At 73.6% G+C, this 20889-nt stretch carries 13 protein-coding genes; 3 read left to right on the forward strand and 10 right to left on the reverse strand.

Translation table 11 applies throughout. The annotated features are described in order from the left end of the window. The first annotated feature begins 3 nt into the window (after positions 1-3). Entirely contained in the window at positions 4-3414 is a 3411-nt protein-coding gene (locus AB0Q90_RS11845) for an SAV_2336 N-terminal domain-related protein (protein WP_363160539.1), read from the forward strand. On the opposite strand, the gene AB0Q90_RS11850 is transcribed toward AB0Q90_RS11845, so the two are convergent. The 3 genes from AB0Q90_RS11850 to AB0Q90_RS11860 form a co-directional block, all read right to left on the reverse strand. Next, a complete protein-coding gene (locus AB0Q90_RS11850) occupies positions 3353-5923 on the reverse strand; it encodes an NACHT domain-containing protein (protein WP_363160540.1) in 2571 nt (856 codons plus the stop codon). The two genes, AB0Q90_RS11845 and AB0Q90_RS11850, sit on opposite strands and share 62 nt — an antisense overlap. An 84-nt stretch (positions 5924-6007) precedes the next feature. Next, on the reverse strand, positions 6008-6610 hold the full coding sequence (locus tag AB0Q90_RS11855; RefSeq protein WP_363160541.1) for a response regulator transcription factor: 603 nt from the start codon (positions 6608-6610) through the stop codon (positions 6008-6010). Further along, complete coding sequence (locus AB0Q90_RS11860) at positions 6607-7779, reverse strand: histidine kinase (protein ID WP_363160542.1); 1173 nt, start codon at positions 7777-7779, stop codon at positions 6607-6609. The genes AB0Q90_RS11855 and AB0Q90_RS11860 overlap by 4 nt, the downstream gene beginning before the upstream one ends. Positions 7780-7930: 151 nt before the next feature. Between AB0Q90_RS11860 and AB0Q90_RS11865 the strand changes: the two genes are divergently transcribed. Both AB0Q90_RS11865 and AB0Q90_RS11870 read left to right on the forward strand, forming a co-directional pair. Continuing rightward, on the forward strand, positions 7931-8086 hold the full coding sequence (locus AB0Q90_RS11865) for a hypothetical protein (protein WP_363160543.1): 156 nt from the start codon (positions 7931-7933) through the stop codon (positions 8084-8086). 4 nt (positions 8087-8090) lie between these two features. Beyond that, on the forward strand, positions 8091-8654 hold the full coding sequence (locus AB0Q90_RS11870; protein ID WP_363160544.1) for a hypothetical protein: 564 nt from the start codon (positions 8091-8093) through the stop codon (positions 8652-8654). A gap of 227 nt (positions 8655-8881) precedes the next feature. On the opposite strand, the gene AB0Q90_RS11875 is transcribed toward AB0Q90_RS11870, so the two are convergent. The 7 genes from AB0Q90_RS11875 to AB0Q90_RS11905 form a co-directional block, all read right to left on the reverse strand. Continuing rightward, the gene (locus AB0Q90_RS11875) at positions 8882-9175 is read right to left on the reverse strand and encodes a hypothetical protein (protein WP_363160545.1); all 294 of its coding nucleotides are present in this window, start codon (positions 9173-9175) and stop codon (positions 8882-8884) included. A 14-nt stretch (positions 9176-9189) separates the two neighbouring features. Further along, positions 9190-9489 (reverse strand): hypothetical protein, encoded by a 300-nt coding sequence (locus AB0Q90_RS11880; protein WP_363160546.1) that lies wholly within the window; start codon positions 9487-9489, stop codon positions 9190-9192. A gap of 61 nt (positions 9490-9550) precedes the next feature. Next, entirely contained in the window at positions 9551-11407 is a 1857-nt protein-coding gene (locus tag AB0Q90_RS11885; protein ID WP_363160547.1) for a M64 family metallopeptidase, read from the reverse strand. Between the two features lie 15 nt (positions 11408-11422). Continuing rightward, the gene (locus AB0Q90_RS11890) at positions 11423-13642 is read right to left on the reverse strand and encodes a peptidoglycan-binding protein (protein WP_363160548.1); all 2220 of its coding nucleotides are present in this window, start codon (positions 13640-13642) and stop codon (positions 11423-11425) included. Between the two features lie 28 nt (positions 13643-13670). Beyond that, entirely contained in the window at positions 13671-14633 is a 963-nt protein-coding gene (locus tag AB0Q90_RS11895) for a WD40 repeat domain-containing protein (protein ID WP_363160549.1), read from the reverse strand. Then, positions 14630-16333: a hypothetical protein gene (locus AB0Q90_RS11900; protein ID WP_363160550.1), complete on the reverse strand. Its 1704-nt coding sequence runs from the start codon at positions 16331-16333 to the stop codon at positions 14630-14632. Before AB0Q90_RS11900 ends, AB0Q90_RS11895 begins: the two co-directional genes overlap by 4 nt. A 2-nt stretch (positions 16334-16335) precedes the next feature. Then, positions 16336-20886, reverse strand: a complete 4551-nt coding sequence (locus tag AB0Q90_RS11905) for a hypothetical protein (RefSeq protein ID WP_363160551.1) — start codon at positions 20884-20886, stop codon at positions 16336-16338. Between the last annotated feature and the right edge of the window lie 3 nt (positions 20887-20889).

A 20889-nucleotide genomic window follows, 5' to 3' on the forward strand; every position in this document is an offset into this window, starting at 1 on the left:
CGGGTGGACGAGGAACTGGCCAAGAGCCTCAGACACCTCCTGGTGGACGAATCCGACGCCTCCGCCGAGGACTTGGCCGACCTGCTGTGGGTCGCACGGTTCGCCGGACGGGCACAGCCCACCACCGACGTATCCCGTCCCGCGGACGGGCCCGAGAGGCAACAGCAGCCACCCGTCACCGCTCCCGCGGCCGGGCCCGGCCCAGAAGGCACACCCCTGCATGCGGCCCTGCCTCCGCGGCGGGACGCCCCTTCACCGCTCGCGGGCCGACGCCTCCCCGACCTCCCTGCGGCACCGGTGCGGTTGAACCGTGAGTCGTCGTCGGCCGACCTGCGGGCCCTGGCCCGCGCCCTGCGCCCGCTCAAACGCCGCGTACGCAGCTCCGCCGATCGGGAGTTGGACGAGGAGGCGACCGCACGGGCCACGGGGGAGACGTCCCTGCTGCTGCCGGTGTGGACGTCGGGCAAGGACCGCCACTTCGAGGTCGACCTCGTCATCGACACCGGGCCCTCGATGGTGCTCTGGCGTCAACTGGCCTCGGATGTGGAGTCGTTGCTCAAGAGGCAGGGTGCCTTCCGGGTGGTGCGCACGCTGTCGCTCGACACCGCCGACGGCTCACCCAGGCTCTCCTGGTCCCGGTCGGGGCCACCGCGAAGCCTCGCCCCGGACCTCCTCGCCGATCCGACCGGCCGCCGGATCATCCTGCTGCTCACCGACGGCATGGGGCCGCACTGGAGCAGCCCCGCACTCGACGCGGCGCTCCATCACTGGTCGCGGATCCAGCCGGTGGCCGTCCTCCAGGTCCTGCCCCACCGGCTCTGGCACCGCACCCGCCTCACCACGGAATCCGTGTCCGCCCGCCCGGGCGCACAGGGCAACGCCCTCTTCAAGTCGCACCTGCGCGGCCGCCAGACACTCGGCTGGGTCCCCGTCCTCGAACTGGCCCCCGACTGGGTGGAACCCTGGGCGAAGACGGTCGCGGGCACGGCCGACGGATGGACCCCCTTGCTCGCGCTCCCGGTCGGACACGGAGTGGGCGAGCGACAGGACACACAGGACCCCGAGCCGTCGGACAGCCCCGAGAAACTGGTCGAGCGCTTCCGCGGCGAAGCATCGGCGAGCGCCTACGAGCTGGCCGGCTACCTCGCCGCCGCACCCCTCGTACCGCCCGTCATGCACCTGGTCCAGCGCGCCATGATGCCCGGCTCCAGAGCCGCACACCTGGCCGAGGTCTTCCTCTCCGGACTGATCGTCCCCGCGCACGACGACTCCGGCCCCGCCGACGATCCCGACCTGCTGCTGTACGACTTCCGGCCCGGCGTACGCGAGTTGCTCCTCGGCACGCTCACCAGACGCGAGTCGCTGCGCGTCCTGGACGTGATCGGCCGAGTCTCCGGCAAGGTCGCCCAGCGCTTCGGCGGCAGCCTCAGCTTCCGCGCCCTCGTCCCCTCGACCGGCGCGGACGGCGGCTGGCGCATCCCGGTCGGCAGCGCCCCGTTCGCCCGCGTGGCGGCCGGGGTGCTGGCGAGCTTCGGCGGGGAGCACAAGGCGCTTGCGGAGGCGTTGACGGGGGCGGTTGTCGCGCCGGTGGTGCCGGCGAGCGGCGGTGCCGGGGAGGGGCGCAGCAGGGCGCTCATTCTTGACCTTGCTCGTGCGGCCACGGTGAGCGTGTACCGGGACTGGCGTGGCGTGCCGCCGTTCGGCAGTGGCTTCTTCGTCGCCCCGGGCTGGGTGCTCACGTCTGCCGAGCTCGTGCCGAAAGGGCCGGAGCCCCGGGTATGGATCCGTCATGTCGGCCGGATGTGCGAGGGGATCGTGGAATGGGTTCAGCCCCACGCCCGGTACGGCAGCATGTCTGTCCCCGGTCTCGCACTCGTCCGGCTGTCGGAGCCGACCGCACACACCTGTGTCTGGCTCAGCGAACGGACTCCCGAGGCCGTTCTGGACACCGTGACGTACGTGGGCCGCATCCTCCGGCTGAACGAAGAGGCGGAGGTGACCGGGCGCAGCGCGGTCAGCGGCCGGGTCGGCAGTGGCGGCGTGCTGCGCCTGGGCGACGGCGCGCCGGCCCCGGGGATCGTCGGAGGTCCTGTCATCGACATGGCCAGGGGCGAGGTGATCGGCGTCCTCAGCGCCCGCGGCCGGGACGAGATGCTGATGGTGCCCGTCGCGGAACTGCGCCGTGAATCCGGTGATCTCTATCAGCGTGTCGTCCGGGCCCACGACAGCCATCACGCCGAGCGCCCCCGCGAGGCCGCCTGGGGCGGCGCTCTCAGCGACATCGGGAACGCCGGCCGGGTCCTCACCCCCGACCAGCGCATCGAACTCCTCGGCCTGCTGGCCCAACTCCCGCCGCCGGAGAGCACCGCAAGCCTGGAGCGCCTGCTCCGGTGGCTGGGCGGGACGCGTTGGTACACGCTGGCCCCGCGGGCCTGGCGTGACGGGGCCGGTCTGCTGTACGACATTCCGGGCGTCGGCGGGCTCGAAGCCGTGCTCCGCTACGCCGTGTGCGTTGCGAACGAGGACCGAGAGGCAGTCTCGAACGGCGAAGCCGAACAAGCACTCCGGCAATGGGCCTTGAGCATCGCTGATCGGACGGGACTGCCCCCGGCCTTTCGACGGATGCTGGCGGAGGAGTCCCGACCGCTGCTGCGCGTGCCGAGACTCCAGCGAACCGTCCTGGCCGATGTCCAAGCCCGGGGCTGGGAGCCCGACCGCTACGACTGGTCGATCTCACTGGGCTGGACGGGTGGACCGGAACGGCTCGCCGAAGCCGACGGCGTCCCCCTGGCCGACCTGCCCGCCCACCTCGCAGCCCCGCTGGCGGAAGCGTTCCGCCGGTGCGACGAACCGGGTCGGCCGGCCACCCTGGAGGTCGCCCTCCCCGCGAACCTGCTGTCCCTGGACATCGACGCCTGGCGGCTGGAAGCCGGTGGGACGACCGCGCTGGGCGCCGCCCGCCCGGTCGTCGTCCGGTACGCGGACCGTCAGTGGGAGGCCGACAGCCGACAGCGCTGGGCCACCCTCCACAGCCATCCGCCGGTGCCAACGGTGTTCGACAGGCGTCTGCCCGACGAGTCCGTGCTGCGTGCCCTGCGTCCGGATGCGGTTCCTGTGCTGTGCACCAGCGACGACATTGCGCTCCAGGCTGTGCTCCGGGCAGGCCACCCCATCGCCCTGTGGCGGCGTAAGGAGGAGCCTTTCAGGGAGTTGCCCGGCCCCTTTCGCAGAGGAGTGCGCAGCATGCTCGACGGCCTGGCCACCGCCGCCGACCTGCCGAGCACGGTGCTCGCGCTGCGCAGGGACCTGGCGGCACACAACCCGGAAGCCTATTGGTCCCACGGTCTGACCCTCATGTACGACGACCCGACCTCTCCGATTCCTGGCTACGACGTCTTCCTGGAAGCCCCCTGAGGGCCGCCTCCGGGGCCGCCAGATGACGTTGAAGGTCGATGTGTCGGAACTGATGGACCGCTCCCGTCTGCCGCAGCACCCCGCGTCGCTCGTGCGCGTCGGTGAGGAAGGCCGTCAGGTCCCGGGGGAGACGGCGGCGCGTCGCCAGGTGGTGGCGGGTGAGGGTGTAGTACCACCAGGCGTTCTGGCCGAGTGCCGCGGCCAGGCCGACGGTGACGCCGTAGGCCAGGCCCCGGTTGAGGATGTGTGCCGGGGTCATCGCGATGGGCTGTCCGTCGGTCGTGCCGCGGCCCAGGCCGTAGGAGAGGCCGCCCTGGGCGACGTAGTCGATGCCGTAGCAGATGGTGAAGGCGGTGGCGGAGGCCAGGCCGACGGCGAGCCACAGGCGGGTGAGGATTCTGCGGTCCTGGTGGAGGAGGGTGACCGGTCCGGTGGGGGCGGTGAGGTCGGCCGGTTTGCCGGTGAGGCCGTGGGCGATGCCGACCGTGAGGCCGAAGGCGCACGAGAAGGTGATCATCGTGCTCACCGGGTAGGCGGACGTGCCGCCCAGGAGCGACTGGAGCCGGAGGACGGCCCAGTGGGTCACGCCGATCGCGGAGCCGCCGGCGAGGCCTGTCGAGAAGCCCCGCCAGTCCCAGGCCCATCGGGTGCGGACGGTCGGGATGGCGCCCGGGCGGCGTGCGGACAGCCGGCCGGCCCGGCCGCCGAGCGCTCCGCCCGCCAGCGCGTACACCGCGCCGGAGACCAGGGCGCCCACGGCGGCGGCCGTCGGATCGTGGTTGAGGCGGTAGGAGAGGAAGAGGGCGGTCCCGGTGGTCAGTCCGAGGGCGCACATGCGGCGGTCCCAGGTCCAGCGGTTACGTGGTTCGGGGGCCGCGAGTCTGCCGGCCAGCGCGCCGACGATGCCGCCGACGAAGCCGTACGCGAGCCCGTTGGCGGTCGTGGCCGCGGGCCAGTGGAGTTGGCCGGTGGCCAGCAGGTGCGTCAGGCCCTCGGCGGCGCCTCCGGTCACGCCCGCCACCAGGCCGCAGCCGATGCCGCCCGCGATCCCTCCGGCCAGGCCCGCGACGATGGCCGCGGGCGGGCCCGTCAGCCAGCCGGAGTCGAGGCCGGCGATCAGTGCCGTGAGTCTGCCGGTGCCGGTGGCGGTGGCCCAGGCGACGGCGCCGAGGACAGCCCCCGTCACCACCTGGGCGTATCTCGGCGGCAGTTGGCGGCGCAGCTGCCACCAGGCGAGGTCGGTGCCGCTGCCCAGGTGCCGTGCCAGGTGGCGCAGGGTGTGCTCGGCCTGCTGGGCGGACCAACGGCACGGGTAGCGCGGATGCGGGCGGTAGGCGGCGGGCACGTACGCGTCGAAGAGATGGGAGCGTACGGCCGCGGTGTCGGGGAAGCGGACCGGGTCGCACAGGTCCGCGGGGTCGGGCAACTCGGTGTGCGGTTCTCCCGGGCGTGGGTTGTACACGGTCCGGGCCAGGAACAGCATCAGCGGTGTGGTGAGCGTGCGGGCGACGGGGGCGTCCGTGCCGAGCAGGCGGATCACCGGGGCCCAGCGGGTGGCCGCGCTGTCCTGACCTCCCGCGTCCCGGCGCAGGTAGTCGGCGATGTCCTGGGTTTGCAGGGGGCACAGTTCGACGGCGGCGGCGCCGCTGAGCTTGACCGGGACGCCGTGGGTCGGGGCGAGGGTGGCGCCGTACTCCGTCAGGCGGCTGGTCAGCACGAGGGGGTGGCCGGGCGGCAGCGCCGTGTTGATCGCGTCCAGGGCCGTCGCGCGGCAGGGCGGCGGAATCTCGTCGAAGCCGTCCAGGACGGGCAGGATCAGCCGGTGCTCCAGCAGGGCGAGGGCCGTCCGCGGCTCGCCGAGACCGGCGTAGTCCCGTGCGAGCCGTTCCACCATCCAGGAATCCAGGGTCTGTTCCTCGGGATTCCACGAGGCGAGGGAGAACAGCACCGGGACGGGGGCGCCTTGGGTGCGCTCGGTGGTGAGGGCCAGCAGCAGGCGGATCAGCAGCATCGTCTTTCCGCTGCCCGGTCCGCCCAGGATCAGCAGACGGCGGGTGGGTACCCGCTCCAGGAACACCTCGGTGATCTCCCCGCCCGTCCCGGCGAGGTCGGCGGGAGCCGCGGACCGGCCCGACCGGTCGTCGGCCAACTCCCGCAACAGCGCCCAGGATTCGCCGAAGCGGGGGTCGGCCGCCTGCCAGGAGACGGGGAGGGGGTAGGGGTCGTTCAGACGGCGCACCCGCGCCTCCGACTCCCACTGCTGCCGTACGGCGATCGCCAGGCGGTCGGCGAGGCGGGCGAGTTCGTCACCGTCGGACGTATCGCCGCGGTCGACGCGCAACGTCGCCCAGGACAGATACATGCCGCCCACGGACGGCAGCAGCGCGGCCACCGTCTCGGCCATCCGCAGGTCGAAACGGACCGCGATGCACAACGCCCCGGCCATGCCGCCGACCGACAGCACGAGATAGAGCACACCGATCCGCCGTGTCCGCCCACCAGTCCCCATGGCCGGATTTTCGGGGCCCGGAAACGCCCGATGAGCTGGAACGGCGGCCGCGCCCCACGGATGAGTGACAGCGGGCCGGGGAAGTCAGATCCAGCCCTGCTCCCAGGCGTGGTGCGCGGCCGCGTGCCGGGTCGGGGCGCCCAGCTTGGACATGGCGGAGGAGAGGTAGTTGCGGACCGTGCCGGAGGCCAGGCGGACCTCGGTGGCGATCTGAGTGATCGACGCGCCGGTGCGGGCGGCGCGCAGGATCTCCAGTTCGCGGTCGGTGAGGGGGCAGTCGTCCTCGGTCAGCGCGGAGGCGGCGATGTGCGGATCGACGTAGCGGCGGCCCTCGGCGATGTCGCGGATGATGTCGGCGAGTCGGGTCGCCGGGGTTGTCTTGGGGACGAAGCCGCGTACGCCCGCGGTGAGGGCCCGGCGCAGTACGGCGGGCCGGGCGTGCCGGGTGACCAGAACGATCTGGGTGGGGAGTTCGGCCCGGATCTCCTCGGCGGCGCGCAGTCCGTCGGTGGGCGGCATCTCCAGGTCGAGGACGGCGATGTCGGGGCGGTGCTCGCGGGCCAGCCGTACCGCCTCGGTGGACGTGGACGCCTCGGCGACCACGGTGAAGTCCTGCTCCAGCGCGAGCAGGGCGGCCAGGGCGCTGCGGAGCAGGTCCTCGTCGTCGGCGATGAGCAGGCGGATCATCGGGCGGCTCCGTTCGCCGGTAGTTCGGCCGTGACCGCGAACCGGCCGTCGGTGTGCTGCCAGGTGAGTTGGCCGCCGGCTGCCGTCAGCCGCTCGGCGAGGGAACGCAGGCCCGTCCCCTCCGGGGTGGCGGGGTGCGGCTCGGCGCCGTCGTTGGTCACGCGCAGGCGGGCGGAACCGTCCGTGATCCGGTAGTCGACGGACGCGTACCTTGCCCGGCTGTGCCGGAGCACGTTCGTGGTCGCCTCCCGCATCACCAGGCCGAGGAGATGACGGGCGCGGTCGGTGAGTTCGGCGGCGGGGGCGAGGGAGGTCTTCGCGTCGATACCGGCCGCGGCCAGCACCCGGGTCGCGTTGGTGATCTCGTCGTCCAGGGTCGTACGACGGTAGCCCTGCACCACGGCACGGGTGTCGCTGAGGGCATCGGCCGCGAGTTGCCGTACCTCTTTCATCTCCGTGGCGGCGCGCGCCGGGTCCACCGCGACGAGCCGCTCCGCCAACTCGCTCTTCAGAGCGATGACTTGGAGGTGGTGGCCCTGGATGTCGTGCAGCTCGGCGGCGAACCGCAGCCGCTCTTCCCGGACCGCCAGGTCCGCCTCCAGCCGCCGCGCCTCGTCCAGCCGCCGTGCGGTGTCCCAGGCCCACAGGGGGCCGAGGGTCACCCAGGCGGTGAAGGCGACGAGCCCGGCCGGGAACAGCGCGGCGAACAGGAACTCCCCGTCCTCCGCCACGAGGCTGACGGCGCCCCCGGGCAGGGGAGCGAGGGCGACGGCGCCCGCGATCAGTGGTCGTCTGCGGGGCGTTGGCAGGTAGGTCGCCGTGATCGCCACGACCAGGGCCGGCGCGACGGCCCACAGCCCGTAGTCGCGCACGGCCAGGGGCAGCGCCGCGAGGACGAGACCGGCCGCGGCGGCGGTGGTCAGCCAGCCCGCGGGCGGGTGGGTGTCGGCCGCCGCCAGCCGCCTGCTCAGCAGCACCACACACGCGACGGCCTCGACCGCCAGGGCGGCAGCGGCGGGTATGCGGGCCCATCGCGTGACATCGCCGTCGAGGAGCCACTCGCCGACGAAGGCGATGAGAACGCACGCGGCCATGCCGGGCACGGTCCACCACGTGTAGCGGCGCAGGCCCGTGAGCCCCGCTCCGCGTTCGACCGCCTCGTGCCCCATGCGGTCATTCTGGCTCAGTGACAGATGTCATGTGAGGGCGTGACAACTCCACGCGCGCACGTGGGGATTCGGCACTACTGGCGGATCTCTCCCCGCACCAGGCTGAAGGTACCGGGCAATACCCCGCCCCCGTACCGAAGGAGAGACCGGCATGCAGCAGACACCACTCGTGGAGGGCACACGCGGCCGATGGTCCTTCGCCCGCCACTACCTGGAGATGGTGGTCGCGATGGTCCTCGAACACCTGGCGATGCTCCCGCTGATGCTCGTCGTGATGCTCCGCCGTCGCGCCGAGTACGGGGGCTGATCCCATGAGCATCTCAGCGCCGGAGAGGCACTTGACGCGCCGCTGGCCGACGGCACTGGCCCTCGCGGTCGCGGCACTCAACCTGGCGGCATCCGGCTCGCAGGACGTGGCCGACGCCGTCGACGGCTTCGGGGAGGTCCTGCCGCTGCTTCCGCTGATCTACCTGACCGTCAACCAGATCGGCACGCCCCGGGCCACCTGGCCGGTACTCGGGGTGGGGCTGGTGACGGTGTTCGTGCTTCCGTTGCAGGACGCGGTCGCCCCGTCCACCGTCCTCGTCGCCCTCGCGCTCGTCCTCCTGCTGTGGGGCGCGGTCCGCGGAACTCCGCACGGCCCGGCCGGCTTTGGCGTCCAGGCGGCCGGTGCGGTCGTCTTCGGAGGGCTGGCGCTGGCCGGACTGGCCGTGGACCCGGACCTGGGCCGGTACGTGGTGGCGGCAGGCTGGTTCCTGCACGGCGTCTGGGACTTCGTGCACCTGTGGCTCGACAAGGTCGTGGCCCGTACGTTCGCGGAGTGGTGCGGCGTGGTGGACGTGCTGGTCGCCGTCCAACTGCTGTTCCTCGTCTGAGCGGGTCGGGTAAGCCGGGTCGGGCGAAGTCGGCTGCGGTTCGGCAGCGCCCCGAAGGGGCGCGGGGCTGTATCGATATGCGGCTCCGCCGCGGTGGGGGTCCCCCGCGCGAGCGAAGCCGTGCGTGGGGGAGCGACCAGCCACGACGGCGCCGCGGCCGACCGACGGCACAGCGCCGCACTTCGAGCGGAGCGCTTAGGCGTCGGGACCTCAGCCGTACAGCAGGCTCAGATAGCCCCGACCTCCCGACGCAGGGCGGCCAGCAGCGTCTGGAACGTGATCTCGTCGGCCAAGTCGGCCGGGTTCCCCTCGCCGTCCCAGTCGGTATGGATCGGGTCGCCGTGCAGGGTCAGGGACGGAAGCTGGTCGTCGGGGAGCATGCCCGGGGTGAAGGCGACCCGGAGATGGCCCTGTTCGAGCGCCGTGGCGGCCGGACCGCCCACATCGACACGGCCGTCGGGGAACCCCGTGACGTCCTGCTGGAACTTGATGATCGCGCCGTCGGTCTGCGGACCGAACAACCCGTCCTCCGAGATCAGTGCCAGATCCTGGCGCCCGCGCCAGTCGTTGAGGAGGATCTGGATGTACAGAACGTCCCGATCTTGTCCCGGCCCTTGGCCCGTCCGCTGTCCGAGTCGGGCTTGATCTCGTAGAACTCGGCCCGGCTGACCCGGTGGGAGATGATGTCGGGGACCTTGACGTCCATGAGCTTGGGGCTGCTGGCCAGGCACTGGTCCACGAGCGCCTGCCGGTTGACGTGCGGATTGTGGAACTTGAGGTAGTCCGCCATGTTCGCGCAGCGGTGCAGGCCCACGTTGACGTCGAAGAAGTCCAACTTGCCGCCGGTGGAGGGGAACCAGAGCTCGCAGCCCCCGAACCTCTCCGAGGCGCCAGCGTCAGCGCACGGTCAGGGTGGTCAGCGTCAACGTGCTGTGCAGGGCGTTGTAGACATACAGTTGGTCGAGTTTGGTGTCGCCGGCGAGCTGCGCCGCCAGGCCCACCGCCGGGGCACCCACCCCGAGCAGGGAGAGACCGCCCAGGCCGGGGGCAGGCACGGAGCAGACGAAGTCGACACCCTTGCCGTCCCTGCGCAGGTGATGGATCGCGGCGCGGCCGTCGAGCCCGGAGTATCGGACCAGGTACGGCCGTCCGCCCATGTCCAGAAGGGCGACATGGGTGATGTTGCGCTTCCAGAACCCGGACGGCGAGGCGAACGTCATGGTGAAGCCGGGCGGCGTGAGGTGGCGGACGAGCACCTCACCGGTGGCCATCTTGTAGGTGAGGGCGAAGGGCCTGCCGTCGACGGTCGTCGCGACGACTGCGGTGTGGCCGGGTCCCCACTGCATCGTGGTGACGTGGACCGGGGCGGCGGTGTCGCTGTTGATGCGGAACAGCGCGGCGTCGCCGGTGAAGGTGTTGTAGCCGATGTAGTGCGGGGCCCCGTCGAGGTTCAGGGAGACGACGTGGGTGTGGGACGCCTGACCGGGCGGTGTGGTGTGGGTGGCCGTCAGCGAGGTGCCGGCGCGGTTCATCGTGAAGATGCCCTGGGCTCCCGAGCCGAATTGATGGCCGAAGTAGTGCAGGTCGCGGCCCAGGACGAAGGGGACCAGCCAGGTCCAGTCCGGGCCGATGGATCCGGTGCCCTCGGCAGGGTTGGTGAAGTTGACCGGCGGTGAGCCGTCGGGGCGGCGGTCGCGCAGGTAGTAGCCGACGACGTTGGAAATGGCGTACGTGCCGTTGAACGCGTTGTAGGCCAGCATGCGCGGCGGTTTCCCGCCGAAGTCGAAGCTCAGCATGTGGGTCCACGCTCCGGCGGGGCTCGGCGTCAGCGGCAGGGTGCTCATGTCGAGCATGTAGTGGCCGATGCCCGTGCGTGCCCTCAACTCGCAGACCTTGCAGAAGGGGCGGGTTTCGTCCCGCATCAGGCAGTCCAGCGACGGCCGGAAGACGCCGCAGTCCGCGTGCAGGGCGCCTTCGTAGGCACCCACGGCGTCTGCCGGTATCGGCGGGTTGGCCGAGACCACGGGGTGGTTCCGGACGCATGCATCGGGCCGCACTTCGGTGGTGGGGACCTGTGTCCGCGCCACGGTGATGAGGTCCGACCACTTGATCAGATCGACGTCCGTGACCGTCGTGGCGTTGGGCTGTTGGGGCTCCGATCCGTTGAACCTCGACACGGGGTCGGTCTCTTTGTTGAGGTACGGATATTCGTCGGCGAGGTCGAAGGCCTGGTGGCCGAGTTCGTGGACGGCCGTGGCGGGCCAGGCCGGGCGGAACTTGGTGCTCCAGCCGACTCCGTTGTCCATGTACCCGCCGTCGATCAGGGTGTTGTTGATCAGGACGAGGAAGTGGCCCACGGAAGCCAGGCCCGGCTGGCCGCGCACGAAATCCCGCACGGCTTGGCTGTTGCCGTAGGCGGTGCGGACGACCTGCTGCCCGTGGAATTCGTACCGGCCGAACATGGCGCCCCACGCCGTCATGAAGGGGGACGACGTGGGCGTCGGCGTCAGGAGCGTGATGGTGTTCCCGGTCCGTGCGGATGCCCGACGGACCATCACCACGTTGATCAGCGGCTTGAGTTCGGGATGGTTGAACGGCGCTGTCCTCAGCAGTTGTTCCACGACCTTCGCGACGTCCCTGTCGAACAGCCCGGCATCGAGTTCCGCCTGGGTGTAGCCCTCCGGGACCACGGCGAGGGTCCAGCCCCTGGCGGCCTTCTTCGCGTCCCCCAGGACGAAGTCGACGACCTTCACGGCAACCTCCGGGCGTTACTGGGCGAGGGGAAGGGAGAAGATCTCGGCGGCCGGTTCGTTCAGCCGGGCGGGATCCGGTGGGCTGCTGAACAGGACGACGACCGTGGCGCCGGGCAGCACCGGGGCCAGCAACTCGAAGGTGCCGTGCGGGGCGTCGACCGGCACCCTGCCCGGCATCCCCTCGCCGCCTTCGCCCCTGACCTCCGGGAGGATCTCGATCGGCCGGTAACGGCTGCGCCGGTACAGCACCTGGCCCCGCCCGTCCCGGACCTCGTACCAGAACCCGGAGCGTCCCTGGGGCGAGTCGTCCGGGTCGTCGGCGAGCGGGGGTGTCGCGTCCAGGTCCTCCCGGGAGACGAATCGCACCAGCGGGCCGCCTTCGGCCCAGTCGGCGCTGTCGTAGGAGAACGTCAGGCGCATGGTGGCGGCGCGGGCCGGGACCGGGGTGGGCGGCGATACGGCGAGTGCGGCCCAGGTCTCGGGGGTGACGGTTCCGGTCACCGTCAGGGCCCGGGACGACTGGAAGGCCCGGACCGCCGACCCCGTCAGCGGCCCGTACTTGCCGTCGGTGTCGAGGGGCGGCATCGCGCCCGCGCGGTTGAGCAGCCCCTGCACCAGGGCCACCGGCGGTCCGGTCATGGGAGGGGTGCGGGGCCCGGGCTCCAGCAGCGGGAAGGGGGCGGCCAGGGCGAGCGCGAACCAGGCGGGCGTGTCGACGACTTCTCCCGGGGGCAGGAGCGCGCCGGTGCGGAAGCCGCGTACCGCCGCCTGGGTCAGGACACCGAAGTTGCCGTCGACGACCAGGGGCGGCAGCGCGGCCCCGGCGGCATTGAGCAGTGCCTGCGCCAACTTCACATGCCCGTCGACCGCCTGCGGGTCCGTCATGAAGGCCAGCGTGGGCAGCAGCGCCCACTCCAGGACCTCCGGCAGCGACGCGTCCGCCGCGGGCAGGCTGCGGCGGGCCTCGACCCGGTGCCGGATCGTCGCCACGCCGGGTGCGAAGACGTCGCCGCCCGCGTAGTCGACGACGATGACGTGGTCCCCGGGCGGCAGCGCGGCCGTCGTGAGGCGGGCCCGGCCCCGGTCGTCCAGCGGAGCCGTGCCCAGGACCTGCCCGTCCACGAGCGAGAACGTCACCGTGCCGCCGGGTGCGCCGGCATCCGCGTCGGTGGGGCGTACGACGGCCTCGACGGTGAACTCCTCTCCCTCCTGGGAGGGGTTGGGCACCGTGGGGGACACCACGCCGTAGCGGCCGGCCACCAGGGACGGGAAGGTGAGGGTGCCGTCCCGCTCCACGGCGAAGCCGGTTTCGAGGACGCCGTTCGCCGTCTGCGGGAGATAGCGGCGGGCGGGCAGCAGGACGAACAGCATTTCGCGCGGGCCACGGCGCAGTGGCGGGGGGCCGGGCGTGTCCGTGGCGATGTTGCCCAGGCCGACGAGATCGCTGTCCGCGGCGCTCGTGTCGAGGACGACCGGGTAGCCGCGCAGGATGACGGTGTCTCCCTCGGCGGAGGCGAAGCCGGAGTACTCGAAGCCGACGGTGACCTGCCCGTCCGCCTCCACGCCGAAGCGGACATCGGTGACCAGGTCCGGCCCCGCCGCGAAGCCGTACCCGTCGCCGGGGAGCACCGTCAGGACGTTCACCGTGGCGCGGGGCAGGGCCTGTTGCGGCCCGGCGAGGCCCAGCGGCAGCAGATCGTGCGAGAGCGCGGTGCCGTCGATACGGACGGTACGGCCGCGTACCGTCAGTGAGTTGCCGCTCGCCGTGACGAAGTCGGCCGTTCCCTCTGGGAGTTGGACGACGCCGTCGATGCGCAGTGCGAAGACGAGCGTGCCCGTGCCGCCGTCCAGCCGGTGCCCGGCGCACGGCAGCAGGGACAGGTCGTGCGGCCGGTCCCCGGCCAGGACCGTGTCCGAACCGGGCAGGATCAGACCGTGGTCCAGGGCGGTGCCGTCCAGCCGCACGGGCAGTCCGCGCACCGTCAGCCGACGGGTGCCGCGGCCCTCGGCCACGGCGTCCAGGGCGGCGTCGAAGTCCAAGGTGCCGTCGGCGGCCACCGTGAAGGCGAGGTCGGACACCGGACCGTCGCCCTGGAGCAGGTGGTAGGTGCCGGGGGCCGGGAGCGACACCGTGGGCGGCGGGCTCACGGAGCCGTCGACCGGCCCGATACCGGCCTCGGGCACGGTGAACGACGCGACGGTGAGGCGCGAGGTGTCGATCTCGACGTCGGGCATCGGTTGCTCCCCCGGGTTCGGGCACCTGTCAGAACGGTGTGCTGCCGCGGATGTCCAGGCGCGGCGCCGTGTCGATCCGCGTCCGGCTGCGGACCGGGCGCAGGGCGACGTCGGGCGCCTCGCGGGCCCAGCGGCGGATGAAGCCGTCCCAGCCCGCGCTGACGACCTCCCGCCCGTCCGGGGTGACGGTGAGCGCCCAGACACTGAGATGGCCGGTCTCCAGGGGCGTCCCCACGGCCTGTCCGGTGGCGCGGCTGAACCGGCGCAGGGCACCGTCGTCGCTGCCCGCGAGGATCTCCCCGTCGGCGGTGCCGACCAGGACGCGGACCGCGGCGCCGACGTTCCAGGGCGCGCCGAGCGGGGAGTTGGTGCCCCGATCCCAGCGCCGTACGGTCCCGTCCCGGCCGCCGGTGACGATCTCGCTGCCGTCGGCGGTGACGGTCACGGCGATCACGGGTCCGCTGTGACCGCCGAGCGCGGCGAGCTGGGTGCCGGTGGCGCGGTCCCAGCGGCGGACGGCGCCGTCGTTGCCGACGGTGACCACCTCCGCGTCGTCGGGGCTGAGCGCCATGGCCCGTACGGCCCCGTCGTGGGCGTTGATCGGGCTGCCGACCGGACGTCCGTCGGCCCGGCTCCAGCGGCGTACCGTGCCGTCGTAGGCGGCGGTCAGCAGTTCCGCCCCGTCCAATGTCTCGCGCAGCGCCAGGATCCAGTCGCCGTGGGCCTCCTCCACCGGCGGCGCCGCCGACGCGGCCGTCGTCCTGTCCCACCGCCGCAGACTGCCGTCACTGCCGGCCGTCACGATCTCGGCGTCGTCCGGCGTCAGCAGCATGGCCCACACACTGCGCCGATGCGCCACGAGCATCGGCGCCAGCGCCTCACCGGTCTCCCGCCGCCAGCGCTGCACCCGCCCCACGGCATCCGCACTGACGATCTCGGCTCCGTCCCGGGTGAGGGTCACGGCGCTGACCGCGCCGATGCCGTGGTTCATGGCGTCGTGGTCCCCTCTTTCGCCGGCTCCACCCCGTCGAAGGCCAGCCCGGACGCGGCCTCCCCCTGCCCCGCTCGCACGCGGCGGCCCGTCCACCGGTACGTACGGCCGTCGTGGCCGCGTGTGGTGACCGGGACCCGGGTGGCGGTCACGCCGGAGCGGGGGATTTCCTCGTCGCGGAAGTACACGCGGTTCACCTCCGGTTCCAGGAGGCGTCCGGCCGCCTTGGTGTGCAGGGGGCCGTGCGCGGTGGGGAGGGTGACCCGGCCGCGCCGGAACCGGATGGCGTCCGCCCCGGGCGCGAGCGGGACCGGCACCAGGGGGATCCAGTGGTACGGCACTGTCGACAGCAGCCGGTAGGCGAGCGCGCCGGGGATGTCCGACGGGCCGGGCGGGGTGAGATCGGGCCGCTCGTCGACGCGCTGGCGGGGTCTGCCGGTCGCGCTCTGGACGGTGCGCTCGACGGCCCAGGCGAGGTTGGCCATCTCGTCGCGGACGAACAGCACTTCCTCGACGGGCGGTCCTTCGAGGCGGCCCGCGGCCCGCGGCAGCAGCGGCAGCAGCGCGGGCCCGGGACTGCCCGAACCGGCCACGCCGAGCCGGAACAGGGACCAGTGCTCGTCGCCCGCGGGAGCGATCGTCAGCCGGTCGCCGAAGGTGTCCTCGACGGTGAGGCCGGTGATGCCGTGGACCTGCCCCACCTCCAGCTCCAGGGGCACCACCCAGTGGTCGTTGCCGTAGACGTTGGCGAACTCCACCAGCAGCAGCCGGGCGAGGTCGACGGGACCGGCCTCGATCGAGGGCAGGTTGACGGCGGTGTCCTCGAACTCCCACCAGCGTTCGGCCGGCATGCCGGGGTAGGTGGCGCGGGTCGGCAGCACGGTGCGCGCGGGCGCGGTCGGTGTCTCGAAGGCGGTCGCCGCGGCGTCGATGTCGAACTGGTGGATCTCGGCGGCCCCACCGGGGTATTCGGGCGCGGTCAGGGTGATCCGGCGCCCGCCCAGCGAGGCTTCGACGGCGAAGTGGTGCTCCAGGCGCTCGCGCACCCAGCTCGCTCCGGCCGGTGGAGCGTGCTCGGCCGCGAACCACTCCTGCCAGGCTGCGGCCGCCTGCTGGAAGGCGGTCAGTTGAGTGGCGCTCAGGCCGGTCGGACGCCACCCGGTGGCCAGTCCGCGGGCGAGCTTCCCGCCGTGCGGGGCGCGCGCCACCAGCACCTGCGCGAGCGCGCCGCCCGCCGGATCGGGGTCCGCCGGGGGAGCGCCGTCCACCAGCGGGAACTCCTCCAGGGCCTGGTCCGTGACGGAGTTGCGCACCCCCGCTGGCAGCGCGTCGAGCCCGCCGAGGAACCGCAGCCCCGCCCGCGCCGCCGTGCGCAACGGCAGCGCGCGGGACGCCGCGTCCGGGGTGCTGCCTGCCTCGGCGAGGAACTCCACGGGCACGCCCGGCGGGTAGGGCACCGACGGCCCGGCGTCCCCGGGACGGAACCGGTCCACGGTGGCCGCCGCCGTGCCGAGCGCGCAGCTGACCGGCGAGCCGCCGTCCTCGCCGTGGAACTCGGCGAGTTGGCGCTGGCGGGCCAGCAGGAACAGCGGGTCGGCGACCCGGGCCTGGAGGGCCTCGTCCAGCTGCCCTCCGGACCCGCTCGGCCTGACGCTGGGCTCGATGCGGTGGAAGTGCGCGAAAGCCGCCTTGTCGGCCATGCTCAGGCCTCCAGGTCTTTGAGCTTGGCGATGACGCCCTGGGCGATGCTCGTCCGCACGAGCTCCTTGATCGCGATGCCGGGGAACGAGCCGAGCGCGTCCTGCGGCAGATAGACGGCCGGCAGATAGCGGCCCAGCCAGCCGAGCGCCGGCAGGTCCACCAGCCGCAGCGCGGCGAGGTCCTGCGCCTCGCGCACGGTCTCGCTCAGCAGCTGCTGCGTCCAGGGCATGCCGATCACCGGCGGTACGGCCAGCAGCACGGCCTGGGGTGCCCGGGCGCCCGGCGCGTCGTAGTGGAAGGCGACCCCGGCGGTGTGCCGCCCTGCCGGGATCAGCTCCGGCCACTCGTCCACCGTCAGCACGGCCACGGGCGCGGTGAGGTCGGGTTCGGCGGGGGCGTGGACGGCCAGGCCGGTCGCCGGTGCGAGGTCGGCGGTGCGGGCCGCGCCCACCCAGCGGTCCCCGGCGGCGAAGGGGGTCTGCCCGACGAGCAGCCCGAAGTCGCCGCCCGTACCGGCCGCTTCGGCGTACAGCAGCAGGTCCGCCAGCGCGGCGGCGCCCGGCCGTACGGCCGCCGCCCGCTCCAGCCAGTCGCGGGACACGGTGTCCGCGGGGCCGCCCCGGTCCAGCCCGGGGCCGAACGACGCCGTGAGCGCGGCCGGGGCGGGTGCGGTGGTCAGGCCGAAGGCGCGGAACGCCGGCCCGAACACCGCCTGAAGGGCGGCCACCGCCGCCTCCGGCCCCTGCCCGGCGAGCGCCTCGGCCGCACGGTCGAGGCGTGCGGCCGCCTCCTGGACGGCGCCGTCCGCGGTGATGCCGTACTGCGACAACAGGCCTGCGTCCGCGGCCTCCTTGGCGGCCCGCAGCCCGTCGCGGGCGCGCTGCGCACGGTCGCGCAGCTCGGCCTCGTCCACGCCCTGCGCCGGGGGGACCGCGGCGGGGGCCAGGTCGGCGGGGGTGCCCGGGCGGCCCGCGGCGAGGACTGCCGCGACGGCCCCGGCCAGGGCCTCGATCTCCTGCAACGACACTGTGGAGCGCGGCCAGTTCGGGTCACGGCCGTCGACGAGACCGGCCACGGAGTCGGCGGGTACGTCCGGCGGTCGATCGAGGGCCCGGCTCAGTGCCGCGCGCAGTTCTCCCGTGGCGGTGAGGGCGACCACGTCGAGGGCGCAGTGGTCGCCCAGCGGCCAGGGATGCTCGCGCGTCGCGGCCGGTGTCGTCTGGCCGGGCCTGCGCCAGTGGACCTTGAGCCGGATCCGGTCGGTGCGCCCCAGCTGGTGGCCCGCCCACGCGTCGAGCCGCGGCTCCGCCACCGCCCGGGGCCGGGCGCGCTGGGCGGGCCCGTCCCAACCGTGCGACGGATCGGCGTCCTTGGGGACGACGACCAGCACCCGGTGGCTGACCGAGGTGCCCTGGACGGGGGTGTCCAGGATCTCCGGGCGGGGCGGCGGATGCCCGCCCGCGGCGAGGCTGTCGAGGGTGGCGCCCGCCCGGTCCGGATTGCCGTTGGCGAGCTGGTGCACGCTTTCGGCCAGCAGCAGGTCGCCGATCGCGTCGATGTCGTCGTGCAGGGCCTCCAGCGCGGCACGCACCGCCGGCACCTCGCGCACCGGGTCCAGGGGCGGCCGGACGTCGGGCCGCAGCTGTCCCAGGGCGTCGTCCACGGTCAGCGTGCCGACGGTGGCGCCGTCGGTCACGTCGTGCGGGGCGACGAACTCCTGGGCGCCGGGCGCCGGGTGGTGGACGGCCCGCAGCGGCCACCGCCGGCGCAGGGGAGCGATGACGCGGTCCAGTTCGAGCGGCTGCGTGGCGCTCTCGCGGGCCTCGTGCAGCCGCCGTTCGAGCCGGTAGCCGAGCAGCGCGCCCAGTGGCTGGCCCCGGCGCACGCCGTCCAGGGTGGCCAGGGCGGCCCGCATCCGGCTGGAGGAGAGGTTCACCGCGAACGCGCCCGGGTCCGTGGGGTGGGACAGGGTCCCGCTGTGCAGGACGGCGGCGGTCGTGGCCTGCGCGAGGGAGGGGGCCAGGACGTATCCCTCGCTGCGGCGGCCCTCCTGCGGGGAGAGGTCCTCCACCCAGCCGTAGGCGCCGAGGTGCAGGCCGGTGGGGCGGCGGGTGGGGGAGCGCATGGCCTGCAGGCGGGCCGTGGCCAGCGAGGTGATCCAGGCGTCGAGCCGGTGGGAGACGAGGTCCAGGCATTCCCCCAGGAGCCGTTCGACCGCGGCGAACGGGTCCCGTCCGGCGTCGCGCCAGCCGCGCACCCGGCCCGCCAGATAGCGCAGAGCGGCGTCGATCTGGGCCAGCCGCACACTCCAGGGCCGTTCGACGACCCCGAGCTTGAGCACGCCGCGGTGGCGCAGTACGGCGACGTCGACGGCGGCGGCGAGCTGGGTCCGGCCGTCGATGACGGCGTCGTGCACGGTCGGTACGGCATCGGTGTCACCGGCGCCGGGCAGGTTCAGCCCGAGGGTCGCCTTGAGTGTGAACGGCCGGAGCCCGAGGCCCGCCTGGGAGGCGAGGGTGCCGGCCACGGACGGTGCGAGGAGGACCTCGGCGAAGCGCAGTCGCTTGACCGCGATCAGCTCGCTTGCGTGCGCGGCCCAGGACGCGGCGTGCCCGTATTCGAGGTTGGCGGCATGCCGCAGCAGCGCCTCCAGCAGGGTCCTCGCCCGGGTGGGGCCCACCAGGACGTGGGCCGGTTCGAACCGGTCGACCACGTCGTCCAGGAACCGGGCGAGCTGCTCGGCCGGGTCCGCGTCCGCGGGCGGGTTCAGCGGCCGCGTGTGGGGCAGCCACAGCCGACTGGCCCGCGCCTCGTTGCGGTGGTGGGAGATGACGGGCCGGTAGTCGATGCCCAGGGCCCGGTTCAACGCCGTGGACAGGCGTTCCTCGGGGCCGGACGCGCCCAGGCCCGCCACCTGGTCGGTGTAGGAGCCGTTGAGGGCTCCCCGCACACCGCGGACCTCGGCCGCCCGGGACACCGGGGCCATACCGAGGGCGCGCAGCACATCGCGTTCGGGCTTGGGCAGGTCGAGGGTGTCCCCGGGCTGGTCGGGGCCGCCGACGCGCGGCAGGCCCGGCACGCCGACCTCCCAGAAGGGGCGCAGTGTCGTCAGGACGCGGTGCAGCCCGGCCAGTTGGGACCGTTCGCCCTGCGGGTCGGCGCTCCAGCGGCGCATGACGGTGACGGGCAGCAGCCCGTACGGCTGCTTGCCGAAGCGCAGGGTGGGCAGCGGGCCGCGGGCGCGCACGGTGTCCGCGTGGTGCAGGCGCAGCCACTCCAGGTCGACGCCGGTCTCCTCGTTGTGCCGGTCGCTCTCCAGGAGTTGGTCGAGGAAGAAGTCACCGGTCGTGCTCCACAGGGCCAGTTGCAGGGCGCGCGCGTCGGCCTGTTCGGGTTCGGCGCCGCCGGGAAGGGCGGCGGCCGCGTCCGCCGGGATGCCGAGCGCGTCGGCCACGCGGGTGGAGTTGGCCCAGGGGTCCGGGGCGGCCGGCGGTGCCGCCGTGCTCAACAGGGCGTCGACGTCCGGTGGTTCGTCCTGCGGCTGCCCGGCCCGGGGGGTGTTGTTGGTGGGGGTGTCCAGGGGGACGTAGGCGGCTTCGCCGTCGCGTGCGCGCGCGGTCAGCAGCCCGGCGACGCGGTCCGCGGACGCCTGCGCGTCCAGCGAGGCCGATACCCCGAAGGCGACGACGCGCGAGAGCAGGGGCCGGCGCCCGGGGTCGTAACCGGGGCCGTCGAGGCGGACGGTGACGGCGAGTCCGTCGGCGCGGGCCGCCTCGTAATCGGTCAGCCAGCGCAGGCCCCGGTCCTCGGCGGGGGCGTCGGGGTCGGGGGTGAGCTGCACGGTGTCCGGTACGGCGGTGCCGCGCTGCTGTCCGACCAGGATCTCCCCGCCGGCGGTTCGCTGGAAGGCCTGCACGACGAACAGGTCGGGCAGGGTGGAGGCGGTCGCGGGCCGGTTCCAGCCGCGCGAGCGGGTCGGCAGGTCGGCCGGCCAGACGGGCTCGGGGCCGGGTGCGTCGTCGGCCAGGGGCAGTTCGGGGCGGTCGTCCGCGGTGGGCGTCAGCACGGTGACGATCCAGCGGCCGCGTGCCGCGCCCAGCGTGCCGCGCAGCTGCTCCCAGGCGCCGAGCCGGAGGCGGGCCCGGTCCCCGGCCGGGTTCTCGGCGCGCCCGGCCCGGAAGACGGTGCGCCAGTAGCGCTTGCCCTGCTGGATCTCGCCGTCGGTGGGCAGCGGCTCATGGCTCTCGACGTGGATGTCGTCGGGGAAGATCCGCACCAGCAGGGTGTCGGGCCGGTCGCCGTCCGGACGCAGCCGGGTCTCCAGCCGCACGGGCGTGAGCAGCAGCGGCACCTCCGGGTCCAGCCGGGCGGGCAGCATGTCGGGATCGGCCACGGAGGTGAACTCCTGCAGCGCACGGTGCAGCGCCTCGCGGGCCGCCTGGAGGGCCTGGTAGGCGGCGCGGCGTTGTTCGGGCGTGGCGTCCGGACCGAGACCGGCGCGGACTCGCTCCGCCTCGGCGACGGCCGCGCGCAGCGGGCCGAGATCCGTCATCCG

The organism is Streptomyces sp. NPDC079141 (assembly GCF_040686775.1).
Classification (GTDB): Bacteria; Actinomycetota; Actinomycetes; order Streptomycetales; family Streptomycetaceae; genus Streptomyces.

Excerpts from the sequence above, each read along its gene's own strand:
- AB0Q90_RS11850 (WP_363160540.1), bottom strand. The coding sequence starts at position 5,923 with ATGGGGACTGGTGGGCGGACACGGCGGATCGGTGTGCTCTATCTCGTG.
- AB0Q90_RS11855 (WP_363160541.1), bottom strand. The coding sequence starts at position 6,610 with ATGATCCGCCTGCTCATCGCCGACGACGAGGACCTGCTCCGCAGCGCC.
- AB0Q90_RS11860 (WP_363160542.1), bottom strand. The coding sequence starts at position 7,779 with ATGGGGCACGAGGCGGTCGAACGCGGAGCGGGGCTCACGGGCCTGCGC.
- AB0Q90_RS11865 (WP_363160543.1), top strand. The coding sequence starts at position 7,931 with ATGCAGCAGACACCACTCGTGGAGGGCACACGCGGCCGATGGTCCTTC.
- AB0Q90_RS11870 (WP_363160544.1), top strand. The coding sequence starts at position 8,091 with ATGAGCATCTCAGCGCCGGAGAGGCACTTGACGCGCCGCTGGCCGACG.
- AB0Q90_RS11890 (WP_363160548.1), bottom strand. The coding sequence starts at position 13,642 with ATGCCCGACGTCGAGATCGACACCTCGCGCCTCACCGTCGCGTCGTTC.
- AB0Q90_RS11895 (WP_363160549.1), bottom strand. The coding sequence starts at position 14,633 with ATGAACCACGGCATCGGCGCGGTCAGCGCCGTGACCCTCACCCGGGAC.
- AB0Q90_RS11900 (WP_363160550.1), bottom strand. The coding sequence starts at position 16,333 with ATGGCCGACAAGGCGGCTTTCGCGCACTTCCACCGCATCGAGCCCAGC.
- AB0Q90_RS11905 (WP_363160551.1), bottom strand. The coding sequence starts at position 20,886 with ATGACGGATCTCGGCCCGCTGCGCGCGGCCGTCGCCGAGGCGGAGCGA.